This is a genomic window from Paracoccus sp. DMF-8, from assembly GCF_029309835.1.
In the GTDB taxonomy this organism is placed as follows: Bacteria; Pseudomonadota; Alphaproteobacteria; order Rhodobacterales; family Rhodobacteraceae; genus Paracoccus.
This window is the reverse complement of sequence record NZ_JARJHL010000003.1, coordinates 137299-163969: the sequence shown is the minus strand read 5'-3', so window position 1 is coordinate 163969 and position 26671 is coordinate 137299. Positions and strand designations below refer to the sequence as shown.

Genomic DNA, 26671 nt, shown 5'->3' with positions numbered 1-26671 from the left:
GATCCGGTCAGGACAGGCGTTGCGCCGGCCCCCGTCACCGCAATCCGCAAGGGGCGCGCATGATGCAGCCGGATATCCGCACCGACTGGACCACCGAACAGGCGCAGGCCATCCACGATCTGCCGATGGCCGATCTGATGTTTCGCGCCCAGACCCTGCACCGCCGCCATTTCGACCCGAACAGCATCGAGACCGCCAGCCTGCTGTCGATCAAGACCGGCGGCTGCCCCGAGGATTGCGGCTATTGTTCGCAAAGCGTCCATAACGACACCGGCGTCAAGGCGACCCGGCTGATGGAGGTCGATGAGGTGCTGGCCGCCGCGCGCCGCGCCAGGGCTTCGGGCGCGCAGCGGTTTTGCATGGGCGCGGCATGGCGCAGCCCCAAGGATCGCGACATGGACAAGCTGTGCGACATGGTGCGCGGCGTCGCCGACATGGGGCTGGAAACCTGCATGACCCTGGGCATGCTGTCGCCGCCGCAGGTCGCGCGGCTCAAGGCGGCGGGGCTGGATTTCTACAACCACAACATCGACACATCGCCCGAATATTACCGCCAGATCGCCACCACCCGCAGCATGGAGGACCGGCTGGACACGCTGGATCACGTCCGCAAGGGCGGGATCAAGGTCTGCTGCGGCGGTATTCTGGGCATGGGAGAGGCCGTGGCCGACCGCATTTCCATGCTGGTCACGCTGGCGACCCTGCCCAGCCATCCCGATTCCGTGCCGATCAACCTGTGGAACGAAATTGGCAATACGCCGGTCCAGAAACGCGCCAAGCCGGTCGATCCCTTTGATCTGGTGCGTAGCGTCGCGCTGGCCCGCATCCTGATGCCCGCCTCGGTGGTGCGCCTGTCCGCAGGCCGCACGGGAATGAGCGATGAATTGCAGGCTATGTGCTTTCTGGCCGGGGCGAATTCGATCTTTGTCGGCGACGTGCTGCTGACGACCGAAAACCCCGCCGCGTGGAAGGATCAGGATCTGGCGGCGCGGCTAGGCATCCGCTTTGCCCCCGCCGCCGCGCGCGCCGCCGCGATTGCCGCCGAATAGTCGCCGAACAGCCGCAGTGCCACGCGCGACGGTGGATGCCCGTCGAGTGTCAAGGCGCCGCGCGTAGAGGATTGGCGCGCGCCGCCCTGCGCCGGCGTCAGATCCATGCGCGGCCGCTGCCCGCTCTGTGGTGCGCGGCATTGGCCGACTGGCGCGGTCCGGCCCGGTTTCGCCTGTGGGTGGCACGGCGGGCCGATGGGCAGGGCCGCATCTTTGACGGTCCCTTGGTTCGGCCTTGCCTGTGCGCGGTGGGGCGGGTCCTGCGTCCGGCGTCAGGGAATCGCCGTCCAGTTCTGTTCCACCACCGCCTCCATCGACACATAGCTGGTCGTGGCGTGGATATGGGGCAGGGCCGAAATGCGTTCGGCCATGATCCGGCGATAATCGGTCATGTCGCGCGAGCGCACTTTCATCAGGTAATCGAACCCGCCCGCGATCATATAACATTCCTCGATTTCCGGGATGGCGCGGACGGCGGCGTTGAATTGTTCCAGCGCCTTTTGCCGGGTGTCCGACAGCCGCGCCTCGACATAGGTGACATGGGTCAGGCCCAGTTGCAGGGGCGAGATGATGGCGCGGTAGCCGGTGATCAGGCCCATCTCCTCCATCTGCCTGATGCGCAGGGCGACGGGGGTTTTCGACAATCCGACCTTGCGCGCCAGTTCGGTGATCGGGATGCGGGCGTTTTCCACCAGCTCCTGCAGGATCTTGCGGTTGGTGGCGTCAAGGATATCGTCCATGTTCTGAAAATCGCGCGAACTATGTTATGATCGCCTGTGATTTTCGCATATTATGGTCACATCGTCCAATCGTTCCTTGGTAACTCTGCGCCGACTTCCTTGCAGGAGAGTGCGATGACCCGCCCCGACGACTTTGCCGACCTTGGGATCCGCGCGAAATTCGCGCCCGAACCGCCCTTGCTGGACCATCTGGTCGCGCAGGCCGGGCTGGATGATGCGATCCGCGCCCGCATGACCGCCCGCGCCACCGATCTGGTGCGCCGCATCCGGTCCGAGGCAAAGCCCACCCTGATGGAACATTTCCTGTCCGAATATGGCCTTTCGACCCGCGAAGGCGTCGCCCTGATGTGTCTGGCCGAGGCGATGCTGCGCGTCCCCGACCGCGACACGATTGATGCCCTGATCGAGGACAAGATCGCGCCCTCGGACTGGGGCAGGCATCTGGGCGAGGCGTCCTCACCGCTGGTCAATGCCTCGACCTGGGCCTTGATGCTGACGGGCAAGGTGCTGGACGACGATCAGGGCGGCATCGCGGGCACGTTGCGCGGCGCGATCCGCCGCCTTGGCGAACCGGTGATCCGCGCCGCCGTCGGCCGTGCGATGAAGGAAATGGGGCGCCAGTTCGTGCTGGGCGAAACCATCCACAAGGCGCTGGACCGCGCCCGCACGCGCGAGGCGCAGGGCTTTACCTACAGCTATGACATGCTGGGCGAAGCGGCGATGACGGGCGCCGACGCCGCGCGTTATGCCCGCGATTATGCCGATGCCATCGCGGCGATTGCGGGGGCCTGCGACAAGGGTTCGGTCCAGATGAACCCCGGCATCTCGATCAAGCTGTCGGCGCTGCATCCGCGATACGAGGTCGCGCAGGAAAGCCGCGTCATGGCCGAACTGGTGCCGGTGGTGCTGCGGCTGGCGCAGGCAGCCAGGGCCGCGAATATGGGCATGAACATCGACGCCGAGGAACAGGACCGGCTGGTGCTGTCCCTGAAGGTGATCGAGGCGGTGCTGTCCGACCCCTCGCTGGCCGGATGGGACGGGTTCGGGGTGGTGGTGCAGGCCTATGGCAAGCGCGCTGGCGCGGTGATCGACTGGCTGCACGCGCTGGCCACGCGGCTGGATCGCCGCATCATGGTGCGGCTGGTCAAGGGCGCCTATTGGGACACGGAAATCAAGCGCGCGCAGGTCGAGGGGCTGCCGGGTTTCCCGCTGTTCACCAGCAAGACCGCGACCGATGTCAGCTATATCGCCCATGCCCGCAAGCTGATCGGCTACGCGGATCGGATTTACCCGCAATTCGCGACCCATAACGCCCAGACCGTCGCCGCCGTGCTGGAAATGGTCCAGACCCATGCGCCGGGCATCGACTACGAATTCCAGCGCCTGCATGGCATGGGCGAGCGTCTGCATGACATCGTGCTGCGCGAAACGAATGGCCGCTGCCGCATCTATGCCCCGGTCGGGGCGCATCGCGATCTGCTGGCCTATCTGGTCCGCCGCCTGCTGGAAAACGGCGCGAACAGCAGTTTCGTGCATCAGATCGTCGATGAATCCGTCCCCCCCGAAGATGTGGCGCAGGATCCCTTTGCCGCGCTGTCGCCCGCCCGCGCCCCGGCGGCGCTGCGCCAGCCTGCGGATATCTTTGGCACGGGCCGGGTCAATTCGCAGGGCTTTGACCTCAGCGATACGGGCACATTGGCCGGCATTTTTGCGTCCCGCGACGAGATCCTGCCAGATGGGGCCTCGCCAGACGAGGCCCTGCCAGAGGCGGGGCCGATCATGGCGGCGGCCGTGTCAGGCGTGGCCGAGCCGGTCGAAAACCCCGCCACGGGGCAGGCGATCGCGCAGGTCGTCATGGCCGATCCCAAATCCGTCACCCGCGCCATCGACGCCGCCCGCCCCTGGGATGCGCCCGCCGCCGAACGCGCCGACGTGCTGCGCCGCGCCGCCGATCTGTATGAAACCCATGCGGGCGAGATATTTGGCCTGCTTGCGCAAGAGGCGGGCAAGACCCTGCCCGATGCCGTCGGCGAACTGCGCGAGGCGGTCGATTTCCTGCGCTATTACGCGACCGAAGGCCAATCGGACCCGCGCCCCCCGCGCGGGATCGTGACGGCGATCAGCCCGTGGAATTTTCCCCTTGCGATCTTTACCGGCCAGATTGCGGCGGCGCTGGTCGCGGGGAATGCGGTGCTGGCGAAACCGGCCGAAACCACGCCGCTGATCGCGGCGCTTGGGGTGCGGCTGCTGCATCAGGCGGGCGTGCCGGTCACGGCGCTGCAACTGCTGACCGGGCATGGCGCGGTCGTCGGCAATGCGATTACGGGCGATCCGCGCATCGGGGGCGTGGTGTTCACCGGCTCGACCGCGACGGCGCAGGCGATTGCGCGCAATATGGCCGAAAACCTGGCTCCCGGCACGCCCTTGATCGCGGAAACCGGCGGGCTGAATGCGATGATCGTGGATTCGACGGCGCTGCCCGAACAGGCGGTGCGCGATATCGTTGCCTCGGCCTTTCGGTCGGCGGGGCAACGCTGTTCGGCGCTGCGCTGTCTCTATGTGCAGGACGACATTGCCCCGCATCTGATCCGGATGATCAAGGGCGCGATGGATGAATTGCGCGTCGGCGACCCCTGGGATCTGGCCACCGATGTCGGGTCGGTGATCGACCAAAAGGCGCGCCATGCCATCACCGATTACATCCACCAGAGCCGCGCCCGGCTGCTGCATCAGGTGGCCGCCCCGGATCAGGGGTATTTTATCGCGCCGACCCTGTTGCAGGTCAGCGGGATCGAGGATCTGGAGCGTGAGATCTTTGGCCCCGTGCTGCATGTCGCGACCTTCCCCGCGGGGAAGATCGACCGGGTGATCGCGGCGATCAATGCGCGCGGCTATGGCCTGACCTTTGGCCTGCACACCCGTATCGACAGCCGCGTCCAGCATGTTTCCGAGGCGATCCATGCCGGCAACATCTACGTCAACCGCAACCAGATCGGCGCGGTCGTCGGCAGCCAGCCCTTTGGCGGCGAAGGGCTTTCCGGAACCGGCCCCAAGGCGGGCGGGCCATTCTATGTCAACCGTTTCCATGCCCCCGCCGCCCCCGTCGCGCAGCCGGGCGCGGCACAGGGCAATGCCGATGCGGATGCGCTGGCGGCCAGCCTTGATGCGGCGCAGGAAACGCGACTGTCCGAAACCCTCATGCCCCAAACCCTCATGCCCCAAATCCTTATGCCCGGCCCGACCGGAGAGCTGAACAGCCTGTCCCTGCACAGCCGCCCGCCGATCCTGTGTCTTGGGCCGGGCAAGGCGGCGGTCGCGGCGCAGGTTCAGGCGGTGACGGATCTGGGCGGGAATGCGGTTCCTGTCCCCGGCGTGCTGACCGCCGACGCGTTGCGCAAGCTGCGCGGCTTTTCAGCGGCGATCTGGTGGGGAGAGGACGCGCAGGGCCGTGCCATCGCCAAGGCACTGGCCGCGCGCGAAGGGCCGATTGTGCCGCTGATCACCGCCATGCCCGATCAGGCCCATGTCGCCCATGAACGCCACCTGTGCGTCGATACGACAGCGGCGGGCGGCAATGCCGCGCTGCTGGCGGGGTAAAGCATTTTCAGCAAAAGCGGATGCCGGATTGGCGTCCGAAAATGCGCAAAAACAAAAGCCTACAGCATATTGGCGCTTCAACGGATTGCCGAAACGCTGTAGGGGAAAGGGGCGCCCAAACGGCGCCCCTTTCAGTCAGCGAAACAGCGCGTCATGTTCGGCGCGCAGCAGGTTCTTCTGGACCTTGCCCATGGTGTTGCGCGGCAGTTCGGGGGCAAAGATCACGCGCTTGGGTTGCTTGAACTTGGCCAGCCGTCCCGACAGGGCCGACAGGATCGCGCTTTCCGACAGATCGGCCCCGGCGGCGGGCACGACGACGGCTGTCACCGCCTCGCCGAAATCGCCATGCGGCAGGCCGATCACCGCGCTTTCGACAACGCCGTCGATGGCGTCGATTTCGGTTTCGATTTCCTTGGGATAGACGTTGTAGCCCCCGGTGATGATCAGGTCCTTGCCGCGCCCGACGATATGCAGATAGCCGCGCGGGTCGATTTTCCCAAGGTCGCCGGTGATGAAGAAACCGTTGTCGCGCAGCTCGGCGGCGGTTTTTTCCGGCATCCGCCAATAGCCCTGAAAGACGTTCGGGCCGCGCACCTCGACCATGCCGATTTCATCCTGCGCCAGTTCCGCGCCGGTTTCGGGGTCGGTCACGATGATTTCGACCCCCGGCAGCGGCAGGCCCACGGTGCCTGCGATGCGGTCGCCGTCATAGGGGTTCGAGCTGTTCATGTTGGTTTCGGTCATGCCATAGCGTTCAAGGATCGCGTGGCCGGTGCGCGCCTGCCATTCGCGATGCGTTTCCGCCAGCAGGGGCGCGGATCCTGACACGAACAGCCGCATCCCCGCCGTCGCGTCGCGGTCCAGCCGCGCGTCCTGCAACAGCCGGGTGTAAAAGGTCGGAACCCCCATCAGGACGGTGGCGCGCGGCATCAGATCCATGACCTGCCCGCCGTCGAACTTCGGCAGGAAAATCATCGAGGCGCCGGAAAACAGCGTGATATTCGTCGCAACGAACAGCCCATGCGTGTGAAAGATCGGCAGGGCGTGGATCAGCACGTCATCCGCGCTGTAACGCCATGCCTGACGCAGGGCCAGCGTGTTCGACACCAGATTGCCATGGGTCAGCATCGCGCCCTTGGACCGCCCCGTCGTCCCCGAAGTATAAAGCAGCGCGGCCAGATCATCGCCTTGGCGCGGGACGGTCGCGAAATCGGGGCTGGCTGCCGCAGCGGCATCGGTCAGGCTGCCCCGGCCCGCTGCATCCAGCGTGACCAGCCGCGCGCCCGCGCGGTCGGCGGTGGCTTGCAGATCGGCCGCAGCAGCCGGGTCGCAGACGAAGATCGCGGGTTCGGCGTCACCCACGAAATAGTCGATCTCGGTGGGCGTATAGCCGGTGTTCAGCGGCAGAAAGACCCTGCCCGCCCGCACCGTCGCCAGATACAGGATCAGCGCCTGCACCGATTTTTCGACCTGAGCGGCGACGCGGTCGCCCGGTTTCAGGCCCAGACCGGCCAGCGCATTGGCCATCTGCCCGGTCAGCACGATCAGGTCGCCATAGCTGATCCGCTGGCCTTGCGGGGTTTCGATGACGGTCGCCGACAGATCCGCCAGATCGCGGGTGAACAGGTCGAAAAGGTTTTCGCTGATGTGGTCACTCATGGCAAAGAGGCTCCGGTTTACGATGCGCGATCAAGAGGTTGCGGGGACGGCGGAATTGGGGGCGGCGGGCGGCAGCAGGCGTTCGACCTGACCGGCGGCGGCGGTGATGCCGCGTTCGGCGAATGCTTCGTGGTTCGCCTCGATCCGGTCCAGATCGTAAAGGTAGTTCACCATCAGCCCATGCGATTGCTTCATCCCGTTCGGGGAAATATCGCCCAGATAGTTCAGCCGTTCCAGCCGTGCGCCATTGCCCAGATGGAAACGCGCCACGGGATCGACGGCGCGGCCCTTGCGGTCGCGGGCGCGCAGGAAATAGATCGCGGCGGCGGCCATGAAGGGGGCGCGCAGCGCCTCGGCCCGGTCGGGATCGCCGTGCCAGCCGGGCTGGTCCAGCGCCGTCAGGCTGTCGCGAAGATCGGCGGGCAGCAGGCCCTGATCGCCAGCCGCGCGCTGATCGGCCAGCCATGCGGCAAAGCCCGGCACCGGGGACAGGGTGACGAAGGTCTTGATATTGGGCAGTTCGGCCTTCAGTTCCTCGACCACCTGCTTGATCAGGAAATTGCCGAAGGAGACGCCCGCCAAGCCGCGCTGCGTGTTGGAAATCGAATAGAAGACCGCCGTGCTGGCCTGATCGGCGTCAATCGGCTGGCGCGTCAGATCCAGGAGCGAGGCGACCTCGCCGGGGATGTGATCGGTCAGCGCGACCTCGACAAAGATCAGCGGTTCATCGGCAAGCTGGGGGTGGAAAAAGCCGTAACAGCGCCGGTCCGTCGGTTGCAGCCGGTTGCGCAGATCGTCCCAGCTTTGGATGGCGTGGACGGCCTCGTAACGGATGATTTTCTCAAGGATATTCGCGGGGGTGGACCAGTCGATATGGCGCAGGCTCAGAAAGCCGCGATTGAACCACGACCCGAACAGATGCGAAAAATCGGCGTCGACCCGACGCAGGGATGGCGTGTCGCGCAGATGGCGCAACAGTTCCTCGCGCAGGCGGATCAGGGCGGCGGTGCCGCCCCGCGACAGGTTCAGCCGGCGCAGCAATTCCTGCCGGCGCGGTTCGGCGGCGACATGCAGCGCCTCGATGGCGTCGGTGTCGTCGGGGTTCTTGGTGGCGCGGGTCAGGGCGGGGCCGACCGCCTTGGGGTCGGGGCCAAAGCGGTCGGCCAGCGCCTGCAGGAACTCCAGCCGCGCCGCCGGGCTGGCCGCATCCAGCGCGGCCAGCAGGCCCTGCGACAGCGCCACGCCCGAGGCCTCGCCCCGCCGCGACAGCAGTGCCAGCGCCAGTTCGGACAGGTCCGGCGCCTCGGGGGCGGGGCTGCTCCGCGCCCTGCCGCCCCAGCAGGCGGCGGCCGCGATCCGTCAGCGATTCCAGCAGATCGCCCAGCAGGGCCGAGGCGCTGTTTCGTGAAACCTGTTCCGTCCTTGGCATCGGATTGCTCCTTAGTTTTCAGGGGAAAGGCAGCGCCGGGATCAACCCGGCACCACGATGAAGATCAGCCACAGGATGACGGGCGCGACGATGGTGACCAGCGCCCCATAGCCCAGCAGTTTGCGGAAGAACGCATCCCTGTCCACACCCTGCGAGTTGGCCAGAACCAGCGCGCCATTGGTTGAAAACGGGCTGACATCGACGATGGTCGAGGCAACGGCCATGCCGGCGATGAAGCCGATGGCGCTGACGCCGCTGTCGCCTTGCAGGAAGGGCACGGCCAGCGGGATCAGCGAACCCAGCACCGCGGTCGAGGACGCGAAGGCCGACACCACCGCCCCGATGAAGAACAGCAGCAGCGCCGCCGTCAACGGAGAGCCAAGGTTCGCCACGCTGTCGCCGACAAAGTCGATGGTGCCCATCGCCTCCAGCACGGCGACATAGGTGGATACGCCGGTGATCAGCATGACCTCGGGCCAAGCGACCTGAGCCATGGCGCGTTTCTGCATGGTCGGGTTCCACAGCGCCAGCCCCAGACCGATGGTCAGCGCGACCAGACCGATGTCCAGTTTGAAGGCCAGCACCAGCACCGCCAGCAGCGCCAGCGAGGCGAGGGTAAAGACCTGATACAGGTTGCCGTCGGGTTCGTTGCCTTCCTCGACCTCGGCGACCAGCTTGTTCGACGAACCGCCGCCTTCCTTGGCGATGCGGCCGCTCAGCGCCTGTGCCTCGCTGTCGCCAAAGATCTGCGGGCCGGTCGCGGCGCGGGCGATTTCGATATGCGGGACGTTGACCGGTGCGGCGGTTTCCATGCGCGCCTGCATCAGCTTGCGCCCGCCCAGCAGGATGAACAGGATCAGCGCGACCGTCGCATTGACGGCGAAACTGGCGGCAAAGGTCGTCATCGGGCTGAGCGGCAGGCCCGCCTTGGCGACGACGCCATTGGTGATGCCGCCATAGATGCTGATCGGCGAAAAGCCCCCGGCCTGCGCGCCGTGAACGACCATCATCCCCATCAGCATGGGCGAGATATGGTAGCGAAAGGCAAAGCCGAGCGCGATGGGCGCGACGATGGCGACCGCGCCGGGGCTGACCGCGCCGACCGAGGTCAAGAGAGCCGAAATCCCGAACATGATCCACGGAATCGCCCCGATGCGGCCCTTGACGGCGCGCACGGCCATGCGCACCAGCCAGTCGATGGTGCCGTTGTTCTGGGCCAGTGCGAACAGCCAGGTGATCCCGACAAGGGTCAGGAACAACCCACTGGGAAAGCCGCCGATGATGTCTTTGGTGGTCTGTGCGGCCAGCAGCGTGCCAACCAGAAAGGCGCCGACAAAGGCCAGAACGCCCATGTTGATCGGCCAGATGGTGGCGACGACGAACATCGCGACCAATGCGTAGATGGATATCAGATGTGGGGTCATGCGCGGCTCCTCTTCCTTGCAGAACTCCTGCCGGGGATGGCGGGTCGGATCCGCGTCCCTCCTCCAGGTTCGCGAATCTTCCCTTGCGTTATACTTTTGGATTGCCTTGTTGTATATATCATACTTTGGCATGGATAAATCAGAACGCCGGATCTATCCTGTCAGGACCTAGGGGAAAGTGGGCAGATGGCCAGAATTCCGACCGCGCTGCGCATCAGGAATGCGCTGGAGGATGCGATCGTCCGGGGCGATCACGCGCCCGGCGCCCAGTTGGACCCCGAGGCGATCGAGGCCGAATTCAACTGCTCCCGCACCCCGGTACGCGAGGCGCTGCACCAGTTGGAAGCCTCGGGTTTCGTCCGCGTCCAGCCCAAGCGCGGCACCTTCGTCACATCCTGGACGGCCGAGGAACTGGCCGAACGTTTCGAGGCCATGGCCGAGATGGAGGCAAGCTGCGGCCGTCTGGCCGCGCGCCGCATCACCGCCGATGAACTGGCCGATCTGGAAACCGCGCATGAGGCATGCCGCGCGCAGGTGCAGGCGGGCAATGCGCAGGCCTATTATCAGGCCAATTCGGTTTTTCACCACTGCATCTACCGCGCCACGCATAACGCCTTTCTGATGGGCGAGGCGGCGCGGCTGCATGCGATCCTGCAACCTTACCGGCGGATGCAACTGCATGTTCACAACCGGATGATGCGGTCCTTTCAGGAACATGATCAGGTAGTTGCGGCAATCCGCGCGGGCGATCCCGAAGAAACCGCCCGCGTGTTGCGCGCGCATGTCATCGTGCAGGGCGACCGTTTTCACGATATGGTCGCCGCCCTGCGCCAGACGGATTAGGCCGCCAGTTCCGCCGCGACATCGCTCAGCGCGTTTTCGACGGCCTGCGCGATTTCGTCCGCCTGCGATTGGGTCAGGATCAGGGGCGGGCAGATGCCGATGCTGTCGCCGATGTTGCGGATGATCAGCCCATGGCGCAGCGCGGCGGCAAAGAACCGCGCGCCAAGCGCGCCGGGGGCGCCGCTGACCGATTTGGTCGCCTTGTCGTTTACCAACTCAATCGCCGCAATCAGCCCTTCGCCGCGCACCTCGCCGACCAGCGGATGATCGGCCAGCGCGGCCAGTCTGCCGCGCAGATGCGCGCCGACCTGCCGGGCGTTGTCGACCAGGCCGCGTTCCTCGATGATGGCGATGTTTTCCAGTGCCACCGCCGCCCCGACCGGGTGGCCGCCGCCCGTAGAGCCGTGGCCAAAGGTGCCGATGACATGGCTTTCACGCGCCAGCGGCTCGTAAAAGCGTTCGTTCATGACAATCGCCGAAAACGGCATGTAGCTGGAGGTCAGCTGTTTCGACAGCACCATCACATCGGGCCGCATCCCATAGGTTTCCGACCCGAACATCCGGCCAGTGCGACCGAAGCCGGTAATCACCTCATCCGCGATCAGCAGGATATCGTGACGCGCCAGAACCGCCTGAATTTTGTCCCAATAGGTCGCCGGCGGCACGATCACCCCGCCCGCGCCCATGACCGGTTCCGCCCAGAAGGCCGCGACGGTGTCGGGGCCTGCGGAATCGATCAGTTCCTCCAGGTCATTGGCGCAGCGGGTGGCGAATTCTTCTTCGGTTTCGCCGTCCAGCCCCTCGCGCCAGTAATGGGGCGTGGTGGTATGGGCGATGCCCGGCAGCGGCAGATCGAACGAGCGGTGATTGTTCGGCAGACCCGTCAGGCTGGCGGAGGCAATCGTCACCCCGTGATAGCCCTTTTTGCGCGAGATCACCCGCTTGCGCTGCGGCTGGCCCATGGCATTGGCGCGATACCAGATCATTTTCAGCACCGAGTCATTCGCCTCGGAACCCGAATTGGTAAAGAATACCTTGCTCATCGGGACGGGCGCCATGGCGACCAGCTTGTCGGCAAGTTCAATCGCCGGCCCGTGCGAGCGATGGGCGAAGTTGTGGTAATAGGGCAGCTTTTTCATCTGCTCGGTCGCGGCGGCGATCAGGCGGGGTTCGTCAAAACCGACCGCCACGCTCCATAATCCGGCCAGCCCTTCGATATAGCGCCGCCCTTCGGCGTCATAGACATGCACGCCCTCGCCGCGCTCGATGATCATCGGGCCCACTTCGGCATGGCGGATCGCATCGGTATAGGCGTGGAAATGGTGGCGGATATCGCGGTCGGCCAGCGTGCCGGGGAAATTCGCGTTCTGGGTCATGGGACGCCCCTTTCGGTCGGGTGACGGTCTGTTCTTGGCTGCCGCCATTCGGCACCAGATCGGCGGGCTTCGCAACATCCGACTTGCGCGGCATCGGACGTGCCGCGCGACGATGAAACCTGCCGGAAACCCCACGAAGCCACATGAAATCAAATGGAAACGCCAAAATGCGCGCGTGCCATATCTGTGACCTTGTCAATAATATATCAGTGAGATATCATAATTGCAGGAATCGCCTGAGGAGGGGAAAATGGAACTTCGGAACACCCGGATGTCTGAACGCCAGAAAAGCTACCGGGCCAATTACCGGCAGCGGGTGGCGGGCTGGTATAACGGCTTTCTGCATATCGCGATCATCTACACCATCGGGCTGACCGCGCTGTATATCTATGTCTCGAACATCCATGACGTGAAGCCGCTGGAGTGGCTGACGATCCCGGTCGTCTTCCTGTTCTGCAACTTCTTCGAATGGTGGCTGCATCTGTATGTCATGCATCGCCCGTCGAAAAACCCCATTGCGCGCGCGGTCTATAACCGCCACACGCTGCAGCATCACCAGTTCTTTACCGAGGTGGAAATGCGCTTTGCCGATCACCGCGATTACCGCGTGACCTTCTTTCCGCCCTATGCGCTGGCCAGCTTTACGCTGATGTCGATCCCCGGCGCCATCGTTCTGGGCTGGCTGTTCACGCCGAACGTGGGCTGGCTGTTCATTTCGACGACCACCAGCATCTACATGATCTACGAATTCATGCATTTCTGCTGCCATGTCGAAGACAACTGGTTTGTCCGCAACATGCCTTTCGTCAACACCAACCGCCGCCATCACACCGCCCATCACGACCAGTCGCTGATGATGGAGCGCAACATGAACCTGACATTCCCGATCATGGACTGGCTGTTCGGTACGTCGGATCTGAAACGCGGTCTGCTGGGCCATCTGTTCAACGGCTATTCGACCGATCACATCCGCACCGACATGCGCAAGACCTCGCGCAAGCCGGTTCAGGCACCGGCAAGCCAGCCCGTGGTTCATCCCGGCGAATAAGGGACGGGCGAACAGGCCGACCCGCTTCGGCCATCGCTGCCGAAACACATCCGGGAAGTGGTTTCAAAGGGAGAGAGAACCGCCATGGACATGATCGAACCGAATATCACCGGCCTGCTGGTCTTTGCGGCTCTGGCCAGCGTCGGCAGCATGGGGGTGCTGGTTCTCAGCGGGGTGTTTCCGCTGGCGACCCGCCCCGAACTGAAGCGCCCCGTGGGGCTGGGGCTGATCGCCGTCAACCTGATACTGCTGGCGCTGGTGCTTTACGGCACGGTCAGCTTTGGTCTGGATCAACTGCGCTGGACCAGCATGGTGATCACTGGCGGTTTTGCCTTTCTGTTCACCCCCGGTCTTTTCAACATCTGGCCCGGCAAATGGCGTGACGGCGTGGCGGGGCTTGCCACCGTCTGTCTGGGGCTTGGCGCGACCGCGCTTTATCTGGGCAGCATGGCCTGACGGCACCCGCCCGCAGGCCGTCCTTGCCGCCAGCACAATCTGAGGAGAAACCCGATGCCTTTCCCGATCAAATTCGGACTGTCCGTCATGGTGGCGCTTGCCGCGATCGCCGGATGGTTCTTCATGCGCCATCTGGGCCAGAGCGGCCCGCAGAATGCCCTGCTGTTCCTTGGCCCCTTCGCCGTCGGATCGCTGTGGATCTTTCCCGAAGTCATGCGCGCCAAAGGCGATGGGAGGAAAAAATGAAGACCTATATCGGGGACCGCACCATCGACGGCGTCGTGGTCGAGGTGAACGGCCAGGACCTGCCCAGCCACACCGACATCAAGCAATTCACCAATGCTGCCTATGAATGGGGCTATGAAGGTCTGGCCGCGACGCAGCTGGCATTTGCGATGCTGTATGACCACAGCGGCGACGCCAGCCTGTCGATCCGCCTTGCCAAACCCTTCATGCAGGAGGTGACGGCGAATTTCGGCAATGAATGGGAAATGACCGGCGCCGATATGGATGCCGCGATTGCCCGGATCGACAGCGTTCTTGCAGGATGACCGGCCATGATCCCCGCAACCGAAACCGGAGCCAAGCCACCGCCGCCGACGGGAAAGGACCTGCCGCGTGAACAGTCCCACCGACATGAACCGCATGGCCGGGGCGGCCACGATTCCGGTCAACCGGCGCTTTCGGGCCGCGGTGCTGCATGGGGTGAACCAGCCCCTGCGGACCCAAACCGTCGAGGTTACCGCGCTGGCTGCGCGGGATGTCCTGGTCAGGGTGCGTGCCGCGGGTTTGTGCCATACCGATCTTGAGGTGATCGAGGGCGGCTTGCGCCAGCCCATGCCCATCGTGTTGGGGCACGAGGCGGCGGGCGTGGTCGAGGCGGTCGGGCCGATGGCGCAGGGCGTCAAGGTCGGCGATCACGTCATCCTGTCGTGGAACCCGCATTGCGGTCACTGTTTCTACTGCGACCAGAGCCTGCCGATCCTGTGCGAAACCTATCTGGCGAACACGCCACGCGCGCAGGGCTTTGACGGGCAGTCAAAGGCGCGGCTGGTCGGCGGGGGCGATCTGCATCAGCTGATGTATCTGGGCGCCTTCGGTGAATATTGCGTGGTGCAGGACCAGCAGGCGGTCCCGATTCCGCCGCAGATGCCCTTTGATCAGGCGGCGCTGATCGGCTGCGGGGTGATGACCGGGGTCGGGGCTGTGCTGAATGTCGCGCAGGTCCGGCCCGGCCAGTCGGTGATGGTCGTCGGATGCGGTGCGGTCGGTCTGGCCGCGCTGCAGGGGGCGCGGCTTGGCGGCGCGGACACGATCATCGCGGTCGATTTGCAGGACGGCCGACTGACCGCAGCCCGCGCGATGGGGGCCACCCATCTGGTCAACCCCGGCACGCAGGACGCGACCGATGTCGCGCGCAGCCTGACATCGGGGCGGGGCGTCGATTGCGTGCTGGAATCGGCGGGCAACGAACGCGCCTTTCGCCTGACGGTCGAGGCGGTGCGCCCCGGTGGGCAGGTCGTCTGGCTGGGCAAGACCGATGTCGACCGCGAAATCGCCTTTCGTTGGGGCAGCCTGATGCAGGAAAAGCGCATCCGCCGGTCGTCCTATGGCGATGCGCGGCCGAAACGCGATTTCCCGTTTCTGTGCCGCGCCGCGCTGGACGGGCGGCTGGATCTGTCGGGGCTGATTTCGCAGCGCATCACGCTGGACCAGATCAATCAGGGATCTGCCGCGCTGAAGGCCGGCGAAACGATCCGCAGCGTCATCCTGTTTGACGACTGAGGGCGCGGCAGGCGGCTCCCTTGCGCCTGCCGCATTTTTCCATTTCTCGCGGGGTTGGGACCGATGCAGATCAGGATTTCCGGGGGCGTGCTGGATTGTCTGGTGGCGGGCACGCATACGGGGCGGCCCAGCCTTGTGCTGCTGCATGGCATTCAGGGCACGGCCCTGGTCTGGAAACCCCTGCTGGCGGATCTGTCGCGGGACCGGCTGGTCGTCGCGCCGCATCTGCGCGGGCGGGCGGGATCCTATTCGCCGGACGACGCCGGGCAATATGCGCTGGCGGATTTCGCGGGCGATCTGCGCGCGGTTCTGGCGGCGCTGCCCGGCCCTGCGGTGCTGGTGGGGTGGAGCATGGGTTGCCTGATCGCGCTGGAATATCTGCGCGGCACGGGGGTGCAGGATCTGGCCGGGCTGGTGCTGGTCAGCGGTTCGCCCTGTCTTGCCGCGACCGGCGGGCAGGATGCCGTCTGGTTTCAGGGCGACACGGTCGCGGCCTTGGCCCGGAATGCCGCCGACCGCGCCAAGCGTCTGCAACTGACTGAAACCGCGACGAATATCGCGGTGGCGGGGTCGTGGCTGGCGGCGCGGGCTGCGGATTATCGCGACGTCCTGCCCCGGATCGCGCTGCCCACGCTGATCCTGCATGGCGCGGATGACCCGGAATGTCCGGTGGCTCATGCCCGGATCATGCGGGACGCCATTCCCGGCGCGAAACTGCGCCTTTGGCCCGGATGCGGCCATGTCCCGATGGCGCATGACCCTGCGGCATTCGCCCGCGAACTGGCCGGATTTCTGCCCGAATGCGGATAGGGCACCTGCCCCTGCACCTTCCGTTTCCCGATATGCTGACGTAACATGCGGGCGATATATCTGTTGCCCCCACCTTGAACGCCGGGCAGGGCGCGGACAGGCTGTCACGCAATTCGTTTCAAGGGGCCATTATCGTCATGAGCGTCAGCGATTCCACCGGCATTACCGCACCACAGACCCACAAGCGCCCCAAGGACAGCGACACGCTGACCGACCGCGCCTATCAGCAGCTTGAGGAAATGATCGTCACCCTGCGGCTGGAACCGGGGCAGGTCCTGTCCGAGGCGCAACTGGCCGAGGATCTGGGCATCGGCCGCACCCCGGTGCGCGAGGCATTGCAGCGGCTGGCCAGCGAGGGGCTGGTCAATGTCCTACCGCGCCGGGGCGTGCTGGTGTCGGAAATCAACCTGTCGCGCCAGCTTTTGCTGCTGGAATTGCGCCGCGAGGTCGAACGGCTGTGCGCGCGCAAGGCCGCGCAGCGCGCGACCGCCGATGAACGCGACGGCTTTCGTGCGCTGGCCGATGATCTGGCGGCGGTGGCGGACAACCGCGACGATGCGGGTTTCATGCGGCTGGACCTGCAATTCAACCGGGCGCTGGTTCAGGCCGGCCGCAACGAATTCGCCGAACGCGCGATGCGGCGTATTCAGGGCCTGTCGCGCCGCTTCTGGTTCCAGCATTACCGCGAGGTGCTGGATCTGGAACGCTGCGCCCGCCTGCATGCCGATGTCGCCCGCGCGATTGCCCGGGGCGATGCCGATGGCGCGGCGACCGCGTCGGATGCGCTGATGGATTACATCGTCGAATTCACCCGCGCGACGGTCTGAGCGGGCGGCTCAGGCCAGCCCCATCCCCTTGCGCTGCCTTGGCACGAACAGGTCGCGCCCCTTCATCTGGCGGGTGAACAGATCGCCCATGATCCCGAAAGGCGCCAGCGCACCCGGCAAGGGCAGCGAGGACGCCCCCCGGCGTGGCCCGAGCGGCAGCAGGATCGGCGCGTTGCCCCAGACCTCGCGCCACGGGCGATAGGGGCGGTGATGGTGCAAATCCTCGCCATTCGCGACATAGCGCAGGGTTTTCGCCAGATAGGGGATCTGGCGCATGGTCGCGACGATGGTCATGGCATCGCCGGTCGCGGCGATATCGCCCCCGACGAACAGGCGCGGATGGGCCGAAGGCCGCAGCCAGGCGTCGGTCGCAACGCGGCCCCCGGCAGCAGGCGCACCCCGGCAGACCCTCCAGCAGCGCGCAATGACCGCGCGCCCTCGTCGCGGGCAGGATCAGATCGGCGTCGATGGCCTGACCATCCGTCAGCAGCAGCGGGCCATCGGACGGATGGTCGCGTTCATCCAGACAGGCCCGGCCGTGGCGCAGGGTCACGCCAAGCGCGGCCAGCTTGGCCGCCAGCATCCGGCCCAGCCCTGCGGGAAATTCGGGCATCAGCGTCGGATGCGCCGACAGCAGCGTCACCGCCTTGTCGGGGCAGGCATGGGCGATTTCCCCGGCCAGTTCGATGCCCACCGGCCCGGCCCCGACGATGGCGATATGGCGGGCGCCGGCGATGCGTCTTGCGGTGTCCGATTGCAGGGAGCGAAAATCGGCGATGGAATCGCCCAGGGGTTTCAGGAAACCGGCATGGCCCGATCCGGTCGCGATCAGGATCAGGTCGCCCTGCACCCTGCCGCCCGAGGCCAGCGTGACGTGATCCGCCGCCCCACCAGAACCGCCGCCACCCGACCCGATGCCGCCCGACCCGATACCGGTCACCCGGTCGCGAATCACCCGGCCCCGGCGCAGCAGCGGATCATAGGGCAGCAGCGCCTGTTCGCTCAGACCGGGCTGGACAAGGGCGCGGATCATCGCGGGCGTGTGGACGAAGGCCTGTTTCGGCTCGATCAGGGTCACATCAAGATCACCATCAAGGCGCCGCGCAACCGCGCTGCCGACATAGCCGCCCCCGATGACGATCAGCCGTGGCCTCATCTCCATGAATCTTTCCCTTGTGTCAGGCTATTGAAGCACGAAAACGGCCGCCGGGATATCCGGCGGCCGTATTTTGATGCGACATCAGTGCGAGATCGCTTCCAGCGATTTGCCTTTCGTCTCGATCCCGAAGATGCCGATGGCCAGCGCCGCGATGATGAAGGACCCCGCGCCTAGCGCAAAGACCCCGCTGGCGCCCAATGCGGGCAGCACGATCCCGATGATATAGGGCCCAAGCAGCGATCCGACCCGACCCACGGCCGAGGCGCAGCCCGCACCCGTGGCGCGCGACCGCGTCGGGTAAAGTTCGGGCGTGTAGGCGTAAAGCACCGACCACATGCCGAACAGGAAGAACTGCATCACCAGGACCAAAGCCGATCAGCTGCGTCGTATTCGCGGCATTGCCGTAGAAATAGGCGGCGCAGGCCGAACCGATCAGCATCATCATCGCGGTCGGCTTGCGGCCCCATTTGTCCAGCAAGATCGCGGCGGCAATGAACCCCGGCACCCCGGCAAGCGAGATGGTGATCGTATAGGTCACCGATTTCGTGACGCTGTGCCCGGCCTCTTGCAGCAGCGCGCTAAGCCATGTGGTCAGGCCGTAAAAACCCAGCAGGGCAAAGAACCAGACCGTCCAGATCATCATGGTGCGGCTGGCATAACCGTTTGACCACAGTTCGATAAAGGAAAAGCGGCGTTCGGTCTTGGCGCGGGTTTCGACGGGCTGGGGGGCGGGCAGGACGCTGCCTGCGGGCAGGCGTTTCTGGACATGGCCCTCGATCTTGGTCATGACCTTTTCCGCCTCGGCGGTGCGGCCGCGGTCGGCCAGCCAGCGCGGCGATTCGGGGACAAAGATCCGCACGACCAGCAGGAAGGCCGCCGGGAACGCCTGAAACAGGAACATCGTGCGCCAGTCGAAATGCGTCAGGAAAAACAGGCTGAGCAGACCCGCCGCAATGAACCCGATGGGCCAAAAGCCTTCCAGAATGGCCAGATAGCGGCCGCGTTTCACCGATGGCAGGAATTCGGACACGATGGCCAGCGCCACGGGGAATTCCATACCCATGCCAAAGCCCAGCAAAAGCCGCGCATAGCCCAGGGTTTGCGCGTCGGGCGCATACGCGCACCACAGGCTGCCCAGCCCCCAGAAGACCATGCTGACCTGAAAGACCATTTTCCGTCCGAAACGGTCAGCGGCCATGCCGGCAATCGCCGCGCCCAGAAACATGCCGATAAAGCTCATGCTGGACAAAAGCCCGGCCTGTGCGGTGGTCAGGCCGAATTCCTCGCGGATCGAGCCCAGCAGGAATGTCAGCGATCCCAGGTCGATCAGATCGAAAAACCAGGCCGTGGCGATGATGCCAAAGATCAGCCGCTGATATCCCGTCATCGGCAGGCGATCCAGACGCGCGGCGATCATCGCATCGGATGCGGTGTCGGCATGTGTGGTGGCTGATGATGGTCTTGCGGCAGATGGGCCGGGGGGTGCCACCCCCACAGAGCCTGTCGTCAGATCTGTCATGTCGTTTCCTCCCTCTCAGTGGCGACAGGCAATCAGATCTATGACTAAAACGCAACAAATATATCAGATGAATCGGCAGTTTTGGGGGTGAGTCCATGGCTGGGGCGTCGAGATTTATCATTGTGATTGCAGGCGGTTGCATGATCCATGGCGCGGCGCGAAAACACCAGATGGCGGCCGCAGCGGGCCGCTGTCCGGGGGCGGGGTTGCCCCGAAATCCACCGTGCCACCGCGCCCTGTCAGGCGCGCGAAACGGGGCTATTCCGCCGCGACCGGCACGGCGGGCGCGGGGGCATGGCTGCCTTGCATGGCGCGCGGTTGCGGGCCGCCGGTTGCCCAGTCCAGCAGTTCGGCCGTGTGGACAACCGGCACGCCGATGGCCGATCCGATCTGCATCATGCAGCCGATGTTTCCGGCGCTGATGACGTCGGGGGTCAGGGCCTCCAGCGTCGCGACCTTGCGCGATTTGAGCTGTGCCGAAATCTCGGGCTGCATCAGGTTGTAGGTCCCGGCGGAACCGCAGCAGATATGGCTGTCCCTGGGTTCCAGCACGGTGAAACCGGCGGCGGCCAGCAATTCCTTGGGCGTGGCCTTGATCTGCTGGCCGTGTTGCAGCGAACAGGCGGCGTGATAGCCGACGCGCAGGGGCGGCAGATCGCGTTTCGGCGCCAGTCCCAGTTCCGACATCAGTTCGGTGATGTCGCGCGCCAGCCCGGCGACCCGCGCCGCATCGGCGGCCAGCGGATCGTTGCGGAACATATGGCCGTAATCCTTGACCGTCGTGCCGCAGCCCGAGGTGTTGATGACCACCGCATCCAGCCCCTGACCCGAGATTTCCGCCGTGAGCGCGCGGATATTCGCGGCGGCCATGGCGTGGCTTTCGTCGGTCTTGCCCATGTGATGGGTCAGCGCGCCGCAGCAGCCCACACCGCGCGGGATCACCACCTCGCAGCCGTGACGGCGCAGCAGGCGGATGGTCGCGTCGTTGATATCGGTGTTCAGCGCCCGCTGCGCGCAGCCGATCAGCAGCGCGACGCGCTTGCGGCGCGGACCCTGCGCGGCCAGCACCTGCGGCGCGTCATGCGGGCTGCGCGGCGGGATCTGGGACGGGGCCATGTCCAGCATCGCCTTCAGCCGGGGATCGGGCATGAAGCGGGCAAAGGGCCGCGCCAGTTTCGCCCCGCGCAGCGCCAGCCGGAACCGCCCCGGATAGGGCAGGATCCGCGCCAGCAGCCAGCGCAGCGCCCGGTCGGAAAACGGGCGGCGATAGCGTTGTTCGATATATTCCCGCGCGTGATCAACCAGATGCATGTAATGCACGCCCGATGGGCAGGTCGTCATGCAGGACAGGCAGGACAGGCAGCGGTCGATGTGCTGGACGGTTTTCGCATCCGGCACCTTGTCGTTTTCCAGCATGTCCTTGATCAGATAGATCCGCCCGCGCGGGCTGTCCAATTCGTCGCCCAGAACCTTGTAGGTCGGGCAGGTCGCGGTGCAGAAACCGCAATGGACGCAGGATCGCAGGATATCATTGGCGCGCGCGGTGCCCGGATCGGCAAGCTGGTCGGCGGTGAAATTCGTCTGCATCCTAAGCGTCCTTTGGGGCGTCCATCAGGCCGGGATTCAGGATCCCGGCGGGGTCGAAGGTGCGCCGCAATCCGGCCGCGATCGCGGCGACGGCGGGGGCTTCGGGCGGAAAGGCGGGGCCGTGCAGCCCGCCGCGCCGGATCAGCGTGGCATGGCGCGCGATGGCGCGGACCTGCGCGGGCGTGCCGGGACCCGCATACCAGATCAGCCCGCCCCCCCAATCCATCGAGGCATCGCCACCAAGCGCAGTCATCGCCGCAAGGATCGCGGGCGCATCGGTCGGCTTGACCAGCACGCGCCAAAGCGGCACGTCCGACCCGCAGAAATGGCTCAGATCGCGCAGATCGCGCCACAGGGCGGTGGTCGCGGGGGCGTCCAGAACCTCGGCCTCGGCCGGGCTGAAAAGCTGTTGCAGACGGCTTTGGCGATAGGCCAACTGCGGGCCAAGCCCTTCGATCCGCAGCCATGCCGTGCCGTTGCGCCATGCCGCGCCCGACACCTCGAACGGGGTCGCAAGCGCCTTGGAAAACAGCGCGACGGCCTGCGCGGCGGTCAGTTCGTGAAAGGCCAGAGTCGCGCGTTCCGGCAGATGGGGCAGGGTTTTCAGCACCACCTGCGTCAGCACGCCAAGCGTGCCATGCGACCCCGCCATCAGCTTGCTTAGATCCAGCCCGGTGACGTTCTTCATCACCCGCCCGCCGTTTTTCAGCACGCGGCCCCGGCCATCGACGAAATGCACGCCCAGCAGATGGTCGCGACAGGCCCCAGCCAGCAAGCGCCGGGGACCCGAGGCATTCGCAGCCACCACCCCGCCGATCGTGGGCTGGCCATTGCGGCCCAGAACCGCGCGCATATCGGCGGGCTCAAAGGCCAGCGCCTGACCTTCGGCGGCCAGCATGGGGGTGATCTGGTCCAGCGGCGTGCCGGGGCGGGCGATCAGGGTCATTTCGCCCGGTTCATAGGCGATGACGCCTGACAGCGCCGACAGATCCAGCACATCGCCGGGCAGGTGGTCCGACGCAACGCGGGTGCCGCCCCCCTTGATACGCAGGGGGCGCCGTTGCGGCCGGCGATCAGTTCGGCCAGTTCGGTTTCATTGGCAGGGGTCATGCGGCTGCGGCCTTGTCGCGGTGAGGCTGGCTGGATTGCAGCGGAAAGACCTTGGCCGGGTTCAACAGCCAGCGCGGGTCGAACAGATCCTTGATTTCCATCTGGATCGACAGATCATCCGGGGCATATTGATCGACCATCAGGTCGCGCTTTTCGATGCCGACGCCATGTTCGCCGGTCAGGCAGCCGCCGACCTGAACGCACAGGCGCAGGATGTCGTTGCCGAAGGCCTCGGCCCGCGCCAGATCGCCGGGCTGATTGGCGTTGAACAGGATCAGGGGGTGCATGTTGCCGTCGCCCGCGTGAAAGACATTCGCGACATCCAACCCGTGCTGGCGCGACAATTCACCGATCATTTTCAGGGTATAGGGCAGCTTGCTGACCGGAACCGTGCCGTCCAGACAGATGTAATCGCCGATCCGCCCCATCGCGCCAAAGGCGGATTTGCGGCCCTTCCAGATCGCCATCGCCTCATCGGCATTGCGGCTTTCGCGGAATTCGACGGGGTTCAGGGCATCGGCGATCTCGCGGATACGGGCGATCTGCCAGGCGATTTCGTCGGGCGCGCCTTCGACCTCGACGATCAGGACGGCGGCGCAATCGGGGTAACCGGCGCGGGCAAAGGCTTCGACCGCGCGCAGGCAGACATCGTCCATATATTCGATGGCGACGGGCAGCACGCCCGAACGGATGATCCGGGCCACGCATTCGCCGGCGGTTTCGGCGCTGTCGAAACCGATCAGTACGGGGCGCGCGCCTTCGGGGCGGGGCAGGATGCGCAGGGTCGCCTCGGTCACGATGCCAAGCTGGCCCTCGGAGCCGCACAGGAGGCCCAGCAGGTCCAGACCCATCGGTCCGGCCTCTGGCCCGCCCAGTTCGACGATCTCGCCCGTGGTCAGGACGACGCGGGCGCCCATCAGGTTGTTGGTGGTGACGCCGTATTTCAGGCAATGCGCCCCGCCGGAATTCATCGCGATATTGCCCGCGATGGTGCAGGCCAGCTGGCTGGAGGGTCGGGGGCGTAGAAAAAGCCGTGGGGTTCCAGTTCGGCGCTGACCGACAGGTTGGTGACGCCGGTCTGGACGCGGATGAAACGGTTGTCGGTGTCGATTTCCAGCACCTCGCGCAGGCGCATGGTGCCGATGATGACGCTGTTCTGCCGTGGGCAGCGCCCCCGGCCAGCGAGGTTCCGGCGCCGCGCGGCACGACCGGCACGCGCATCTGGTGGCAGACGCGCATGGCGGCGGCGACCTCGGCCGTGGTGCGGGGCAGGACGACGGCCAGCGGGGGGCAGCGATAGGCGGTCAGCGCGTCGCATTCATAGGCGCGGGTTTCCTCGGGGTCGGAAATCACCGCATCGACCGGCAGCACATCGCGCAGGGCGGCAATGATGGCGGGCGCGCGTTCCAGAATGCGCGGATCTGGCGCAGGCATGGCGATGCCGGACATGTCTTCCCCCCTGGCTGTTGCGGGTCGCGGCCCGCATGGCGTGGCTTGTTGGTATTATTTTCAGTCCAAATATGTCAACCGGTATTTTCATTGCATGCCTGCCCGCTTTCCCGCTATTCAATAATGGGGGAGACGCGGATTCTTGACAGACAGGATACAGCACCGATGAGCAGTGTGACCGTGAAATCCGAACCTGCGGCCGAAGCCGTCGCCCAGCATATCGAGGCGCGTATTCTGGAAGGATCGCTGCGCCCCGATGAACGCCTGCTGCCGGAACGGGAACTGGCGGAAAGGCTGAACGTCTCGCGTTCGACCCTGCGCGACGGGCTGAAAATCCTGGAGGAACGGGGCCTGATCACCGCATCCAACGGGCGTGGCAGCCGGGTCGCCCGGATCGGCACGGCCGCAATCACCGATCCGCTGATCGCCATGCTGGCCCGCCATGCCGAGGGCGCCGACGACTATCTGGAGTTCCGCGCCATCGCCGAAGCCGCGGCCGCTGGTCTGGCCGCCAGCCGCGCCACCGATATCGAACGCGACGAACTGACCGCCTGTCTGGAGCGCATGGACCGCGCCCATGACAGGAACGACCCCGCCGAAGAGGCCGCAGCCGATGCCGAACTGCATCTGCTGATCTATGAGGCCAGCCACAACCTGACGCTGTTGCAGATCATGCAGGCGCTGGCCGGTGTGCTGCGCGCCGATGTGTCGCAGAACCGCAGCCGCCTGTTCGCCATTCCCGCGATCCGCGACCTGCTGCGCCAGCAGCACCGCGCCATCGCCAATGCCATTCTGGCCCGCGATTCCGCCCAGGCCGAAGCGGCGGCACGCGAGCATATTTCCTTTATCCGCAAGGCCAGCCGCGAAATCCGCGAGGCCGAGGCGCGGCTTGACCTGTCCCTGCGCCGTCTGCAGGGCGGCGGGGTCGGGATGCGCGCCCGAAGCTGATGGGTCGCGGGGCTGATGGGTCCCGGCGGGGGTGGGCAGGATGTTTTCGTGCCCAACACGGCCAAGGTCAGGGTCCTGCGCGCCTATCCGCCAAAGCGGCCCTGCGGGATGATTTCGGGGGCAAAGGTGTGTTCCGACGCGCGACCCCATCTTTTGTGCCAGCTTTTCAGTTCGGGCACATCTTCGCCCGAAACCAGAAAGCCTTCGGGCAGATAGGGGAAGATTTCGTTGCCGTCTTCGAATGCGCCATCGGCCTGACGGAACATGAAGTGATAGGGCAGGAAATCGCGCGGGGCGGTCAGCCCTGCGGCGCCCGCGATTTCGGCCAGCGCATGCAGGGTGTTGCGGTGAAACCGCGCGACCCGCTGCGCCTTGTCGCCGACATCCAGCGCGCGCTGGCGCAGCTTGTCCTGCGTCGCGATGCCGACCGGACATTCATTCGTGTGGCAGGATTGCGATTGGATGCAGCCGATGGCGAACATGAATCCGCGCGCCGAATTGCACCAATCCGCGCCAAGCGCAAAGGCGCGGGCGATGTCGAATGCGCTGATGATCTTGCCCGCCGCGCCGATGCGGATGCGGTCGCGCAGACCGGCGCCGCGCAGGGTGTTGTGGACGAATGCCAGCCCTTCCAGCATGGGCATGCCGACGCGGTTCGTGAACTCCATCGGGGCCGAGCCGGTGCCGCCTTCCTTGCCATCGACGACGATGAAATCCGGTGTGATCCCGGTCGCCAGCATCGCCTTGACCATGCACATGAATTCGCGGCGGTGCCCGATGCACAGCTTGAAGCCGATGGGCTTGCCATCGGACAGATCGCGCAGCCGGGCGATGAAATCCATCAGTTCGATCGGCGTGGAAAAGGAACTGTGCGCAGGCGGTGAAACGCAGTCCTGCCCCATGGGAATGCCGCGCGCTTCGGCGATTTCGGGGCTGATCTTGGCGGCGGGCAGCATGCCGCCATGGCCGGGCTTGGCGCCCTGGCTCAGCTTGATTTCGATCATCTTGACCTGGGGATTGGCGGCCTGCGCGCGGAATTTTTCCGGATCGAAACTGCCATCGGCGGCGCGGCAGCCGAAATAGCCCGAGGCGACCTGATAGATCAGATCGCCGCCATGTTCGCGGTGGTAACGGCTGATCCCGCCTTCGCCCGTGTCATGGGCGAATCCGCCCAGTTTCGCGCCGTGGTTCAGCGCCAGAATCGCATTGCTGGACAGCGCCCCGAAGCTCATCGCCGAGATATTGTAGATCGAGGCATTATAGGGTTGCCGGCAATCCGGCCCGCCGATCATCACGCGGAAATCGGTATCGGAAATGACCTTGGGCGACACCGAATGCGTGACCCAAGCATAGCCCGATTCATAAACCCTTTCCGAGGTGCCGAAGGGTTTCTTGTCCTCGACCCCCTTGGCGCGCTGATAGACAAGGCTGCGGGCTTCGCGGGAAAAGGGCAGTTCTTCGCTGTCGCTTTCCAGAAAATATTGCCGGATTTCGGGGCGGATCTTTTCCAGCATGAAACGCAGATGCCCAAGGATCGGATAGTTGCGCAGGATCGCGCGTTTCGGCTGCAGGATATCGTGGATGCCGACCGCCGACAGAAAGCCAAAGATCACGACCCCGACCGCCGACCAGCGCCAGCCCATTGCCCAGATGATCGCGAAGAAAACCAGCCCCGCCAGCGCGCCGACCAGGGCCGAAAAGCGCGTATTGTGGTAAATCATGACCGTCAGTCGCCCCTTGTCCCCGGCTGCCGTGGCATTTTGACCGAATACATCCCCGAACTGCCCGAAAATCAATCAGTCCGTTGGGTCAGTCATCCGACTTTTGGACGATGACACGCGAATGTTAACGGATTG

General features: G+C 65.3%; 21 protein-coding genes and 2 pseudogenes. 11 read left to right on the top strand and 12 right to left on the bottom strand.

The window, feature by feature from the left end; genetic code table 11:
• Positions 1-59: 59 nt before the first annotated feature.
• A complete protein-coding gene (bioB, locus tag PE067_RS01400; RefSeq protein ID WP_276187487.1) occupies positions 60-1049 on the top strand; it encodes a biotin synthase BioB in 990 nt (329 codons plus the stop codon).
• 272 nt (positions 1050-1321) lie between these two features.
• Here the strand turns inward: bioB and PE067_RS01395 are convergent, their stop codons facing one another.
• Positions 1322-1789 (bottom strand): Lrp/AsnC family transcriptional regulator, encoded by a 468-nt coding sequence (locus PE067_RS01395; RefSeq protein ID WP_276187486.1) that lies wholly within the window; start codon positions 1787-1789, stop codon positions 1322-1324.
• A gap of 114 nt (positions 1790-1903) precedes the next feature.
• On the opposite strand from PE067_RS01395, the gene putA reads away from it, so the two are divergent.
• The gene (gene putA / locus PE067_RS01390; protein ID WP_276187485.1) at positions 1904-5386 is read left to right on the top strand and encodes a bifunctional proline dehydrogenase/L-glutamate gamma-semialdehyde dehydrogenase PutA; all 3483 of its coding nucleotides are present in this window, start codon (positions 1904-1906) and stop codon (positions 5384-5386) included.
• Between the two features lie 135 nt (positions 5387-5521).
• Here putA and PE067_RS01385 read toward each other — a convergent pair whose 3' ends face one another.
• The 3 genes from PE067_RS01385 to PE067_RS01375 all read right to left on the bottom strand — a co-directional run bounded on the left by PE067_RS01385 (position 5522) and on the right by PE067_RS01375 (position 9898).
• A complete protein-coding gene (locus PE067_RS01385) occupies positions 5522-7045 on the bottom strand; it encodes a malonyl-CoA synthase (RefSeq protein WP_276187484.1) in 1524 nt (507 codons plus the stop codon).
• Between the two features lie 30 nt (positions 7046-7075).
• Complete coding sequence (locus tag PE067_RS01380) at positions 7076-8287, bottom strand: malonyl-CoA decarboxylase (protein WP_276187483.1); 1212 nt, start codon at positions 8285-8287, stop codon at positions 7076-7078.
• A gap of 228 nt (positions 8288-8515) precedes the next feature.
• Positions 8516-9898 (bottom strand): SLC13 family permease, encoded by a 1383-nt coding sequence (locus PE067_RS01375; RefSeq protein ID WP_276187482.1) that lies wholly within the window; start codon positions 9896-9898, stop codon positions 8516-8518.
• A 186-nt stretch (positions 9899-10084) separates the two neighbouring features.
• On the opposite strand from PE067_RS01375, the gene PE067_RS01370 reads away from it, so the two are divergent.
• Positions 10085-10741 (top strand): GntR family transcriptional regulator, encoded by a 657-nt coding sequence (locus tag PE067_RS01370; protein ID WP_276187481.1) that lies wholly within the window; start codon positions 10085-10087, stop codon positions 10739-10741.
• Here PE067_RS01370 and PE067_RS01365 read toward each other — a convergent pair.
• Complete coding sequence (locus tag PE067_RS01365) at positions 10738-12117, bottom strand: aspartate aminotransferase family protein (RefSeq protein WP_276187480.1); 1380 nt, start codon at positions 12115-12117, stop codon at positions 10738-10740. The two genes, PE067_RS01370 and PE067_RS01365, sit on opposite strands and share 4 nt — an antisense overlap.
• Positions 12118-12367: 250 nt before the next feature.
• Here PE067_RS01365 and PE067_RS01360 point away from each other — a divergent pair, with 250 nt between their 5' ends.
• The 7 genes from PE067_RS01360 (at position 12368) to PE067_RS01330 (ending at position 17043) form a co-directional block, all read left to right on the top strand.
• Positions 12368-13165: a sterol desaturase family protein gene (locus tag PE067_RS01360; RefSeq protein WP_276187479.1), complete on the top strand. Its 798-nt coding sequence runs from the start codon at positions 12368-12370 to the stop codon at positions 13163-13165.
• 84 nt (positions 13166-13249) lie between these two features.
• Positions 13250-13621: a hypothetical protein gene (locus PE067_RS01355; protein ID WP_276187478.1), complete on the top strand. Its 372-nt coding sequence runs from the start codon at positions 13250-13252 to the stop codon at positions 13619-13621.
• 54 nt (positions 13622-13675) lie between these two features.
• Positions 13676-13867 carry a hypothetical protein gene (locus tag PE067_RS01350; protein WP_276187477.1) on the top strand — a complete coding sequence of 64 codons (192 nt, stop codon included), beginning with the start codon at positions 13676-13678 and terminating at the stop codon, positions 13865-13867.
• Positions 13864-14172, top strand: coding sequence for a DUF6166 domain-containing protein (locus PE067_RS01345; protein WP_276187476.1), 309 nt, complete (start codon positions 13864-13866; stop codon positions 14170-14172). Before PE067_RS01350 ends, PE067_RS01345 begins: the two co-directional genes overlap by 4 nt.
• Positions 14173-14239: 67 nt before the next feature.
• On the top strand, positions 14240-15406 hold the full coding sequence (locus tag PE067_RS01340) for a Zn-dependent alcohol dehydrogenase (protein WP_276187475.1): 1167 nt from the start codon (positions 14240-14242) through the stop codon (positions 15404-15406).
• Between the two features lie 63 nt (positions 15407-15469).
• On the top strand, positions 15470-16216 hold the full coding sequence (locus PE067_RS01335; protein ID WP_276187474.1) for an alpha/beta fold hydrolase: 747 nt from the start codon (positions 15470-15472) through the stop codon (positions 16214-16216).
• A gap of 137 nt (positions 16217-16353) precedes the next feature.
• Entirely contained in the window at positions 16354-17043 is a 690-nt protein-coding gene (locus PE067_RS01330; RefSeq protein WP_276187473.1) for a GntR family transcriptional regulator, read from the top strand.
• On the opposite strand, the gene PE067_RS01325 is transcribed toward PE067_RS01330, so the two are convergent.
• The 6 genes and pseudogenes from PE067_RS01325 to PE067_RS01300 all read right to left on the bottom strand — a co-directional run.
• Positions 17024-18205, bottom strand: coding sequence for an FAD-dependent oxidoreductase (locus tag PE067_RS01325; RefSeq protein ID WP_276187472.1), 1182 nt, complete (start codon positions 18203-18205; stop codon positions 17024-17026). The two genes, PE067_RS01330 and PE067_RS01325, sit on opposite strands and share 20 nt — an antisense overlap.
• Positions 18206-18221: 16 nt before the next feature.
• Positions 18222-19721 (bottom strand): MFS transporter, encoded by a 1500-nt coding sequence (locus tag PE067_RS01320; protein WP_276187471.1) that lies wholly within the window; start codon positions 19719-19721, stop codon positions 18222-18224.
• Between the two features lie 258 nt (positions 19722-19979).
• Complete coding sequence (glcF, locus tag PE067_RS01315; protein WP_276187470.1) at positions 19980-21308, bottom strand: glycolate oxidase subunit GlcF; 1329 nt, start codon at positions 21306-21308, stop codon at positions 19980-19982.
• A gap of 1 nt (position 21309) precedes the next feature.
• Positions 21310-22418: pseudogene (locus tag PE067_RS01310) on the bottom strand (FAD-binding protein).
• Positions 22415-23269, bottom strand: a complete 855-nt coding sequence (locus tag PE067_RS01305) for an FAD-linked oxidase C-terminal domain-containing protein (protein ID WP_276187814.1) — start codon at positions 23267-23269, stop codon at positions 22415-22417. The pseudogene PE067_RS01310 and the gene PE067_RS01305 overlap by 4 nt, the downstream one beginning before the upstream one ends.
• A 78-nt stretch (positions 23270-23347) precedes the next feature.
• Positions 23348-23657 (bottom strand): annotated as a pseudogene (locus PE067_RS01300) (FAD-binding protein); the annotation flags it as partial.
• 375 nt (positions 23658-24032) lie between these two features.
• Between PE067_RS01300 and PE067_RS01295 the strand changes: the two are divergent.
• Entirely contained in the window at positions 24033-24815 is a 783-nt protein-coding gene (locus PE067_RS01295) for an FCD domain-containing protein (protein WP_276187469.1), read from the top strand.
• Between the two features lie 83 nt (positions 24816-24898).
• On the opposite strand, the gene PE067_RS01290 is transcribed toward PE067_RS01295, so the two are convergent.
• Positions 24899-26536 carry an FMN-binding glutamate synthase family protein gene (locus PE067_RS01290; RefSeq protein ID WP_276187468.1) on the bottom strand — a complete coding sequence of 546 codons (1638 nt, stop codon included), beginning with the start codon at positions 26534-26536 and terminating at the stop codon, positions 24899-24901.
• Between the last annotated feature and the right edge of the window lie 135 nt (positions 26537-26671).

Coding starts and splice junctions, on each gene's coding strand:
- bioB (WP_276187487.1), top strand. CDS start 60: ATGATGCAGCCGGATATCCGCACCGACTGGACCACCGAACAGGCGCAG.
- PE067_RS01355 (WP_276187478.1), top strand. CDS start 13,250: ATGGACATGATCGAACCGAATATCACCGGCCTGCTGGTCTTTGCGGCT.
- PE067_RS01325 (WP_276187472.1), bottom strand. CDS start 18,205: ATGGAGATGAGGCCACGGCTGATCGTCATCGGGGGCGGCTATGTCGGC.
- PE067_RS01360 (WP_276187479.1), top strand. CDS start 12,368: ATGGAACTTCGGAACACCCGGATGTCTGAACGCCAGAAAAGCTACCGG.
- PE067_RS01305 (WP_276187814.1), bottom strand. CDS start 23,269: ATGGGTCTGGACCTGCTGGGCCTCCTGTGCGGCTCCGAGGGCCAGCTT.
- PE067_RS01295 (WP_276187469.1), top strand. CDS start 24,033: ATGAGCAGTGTGACCGTGAAATCCGAACCTGCGGCCGAAGCCGTCGCC.
- PE067_RS01350 (WP_276187477.1), top strand. CDS start 13,676: ATGCCTTTCCCGATCAAATTCGGACTGTCCGTCATGGTGGCGCTTGCC.
- PE067_RS01345 (WP_276187476.1), top strand. CDS start 13,864: ATGAAGACCTATATCGGGGACCGCACCATCGACGGCGTCGTGGTCGAG.
- PE067_RS01335 (WP_276187474.1), top strand. CDS start 15,470: ATGCAGATCAGGATTTCCGGGGGCGTGCTGGATTGTCTGGTGGCGGGC.
- PE067_RS01370 (WP_276187481.1), top strand. CDS start 10,085: ATGGCCAGAATTCCGACCGCGCTGCGCATCAGGAATGCGCTGGAGGAT.
- PE067_RS01330 (WP_276187473.1), top strand. CDS start 16,354: ATGAGCGTCAGCGATTCCACCGGCATTACCGCACCACAGACCCACAAG.
- glcF (WP_276187470.1), bottom strand. CDS start 21,308: ATGCAGACGAATTTCACCGCCGACCAGCTTGCCGATCCGGGCACCGCG.
- PE067_RS01290 (WP_276187468.1), bottom strand. CDS start 26,536: ATGATTTACCACAATACGCGCTTTTCGGCCCTGGTCGGCGCGCTGGCG.
- PE067_RS01395 (WP_276187486.1), bottom strand. CDS start 1,789: ATGGACGATATCCTTGACGCCACCAACCGCAAGATCCTGCAGGAGCTG.
- PE067_RS01375 (WP_276187482.1), bottom strand. CDS start 9,898: ATGACCCCACATCTGATATCCATCTACGCATTGGTCGCGATGTTCGTC.
- putA (WP_276187485.1), top strand. CDS start 1,904: ATGACCCGCCCCGACGACTTTGCCGACCTTGGGATCCGCGCGAAATTC.
- PE067_RS01365 (WP_276187480.1), bottom strand. CDS start 12,117: ATGACCCAGAACGCGAATTTCCCCGGCACGCTGGCCGACCGCGATATC.
- PE067_RS01385 (WP_276187484.1), bottom strand. CDS start 7,045: ATGAGTGACCACATCAGCGAAAACCTTTTCGACCTGTTCACCCGCGAT.
- PE067_RS01320 (WP_276187471.1), bottom strand. CDS start 19,721: ATGACAGATCTGACGACAGGCTCTGTGGGGGTGGCACCCCCCGGCCCA.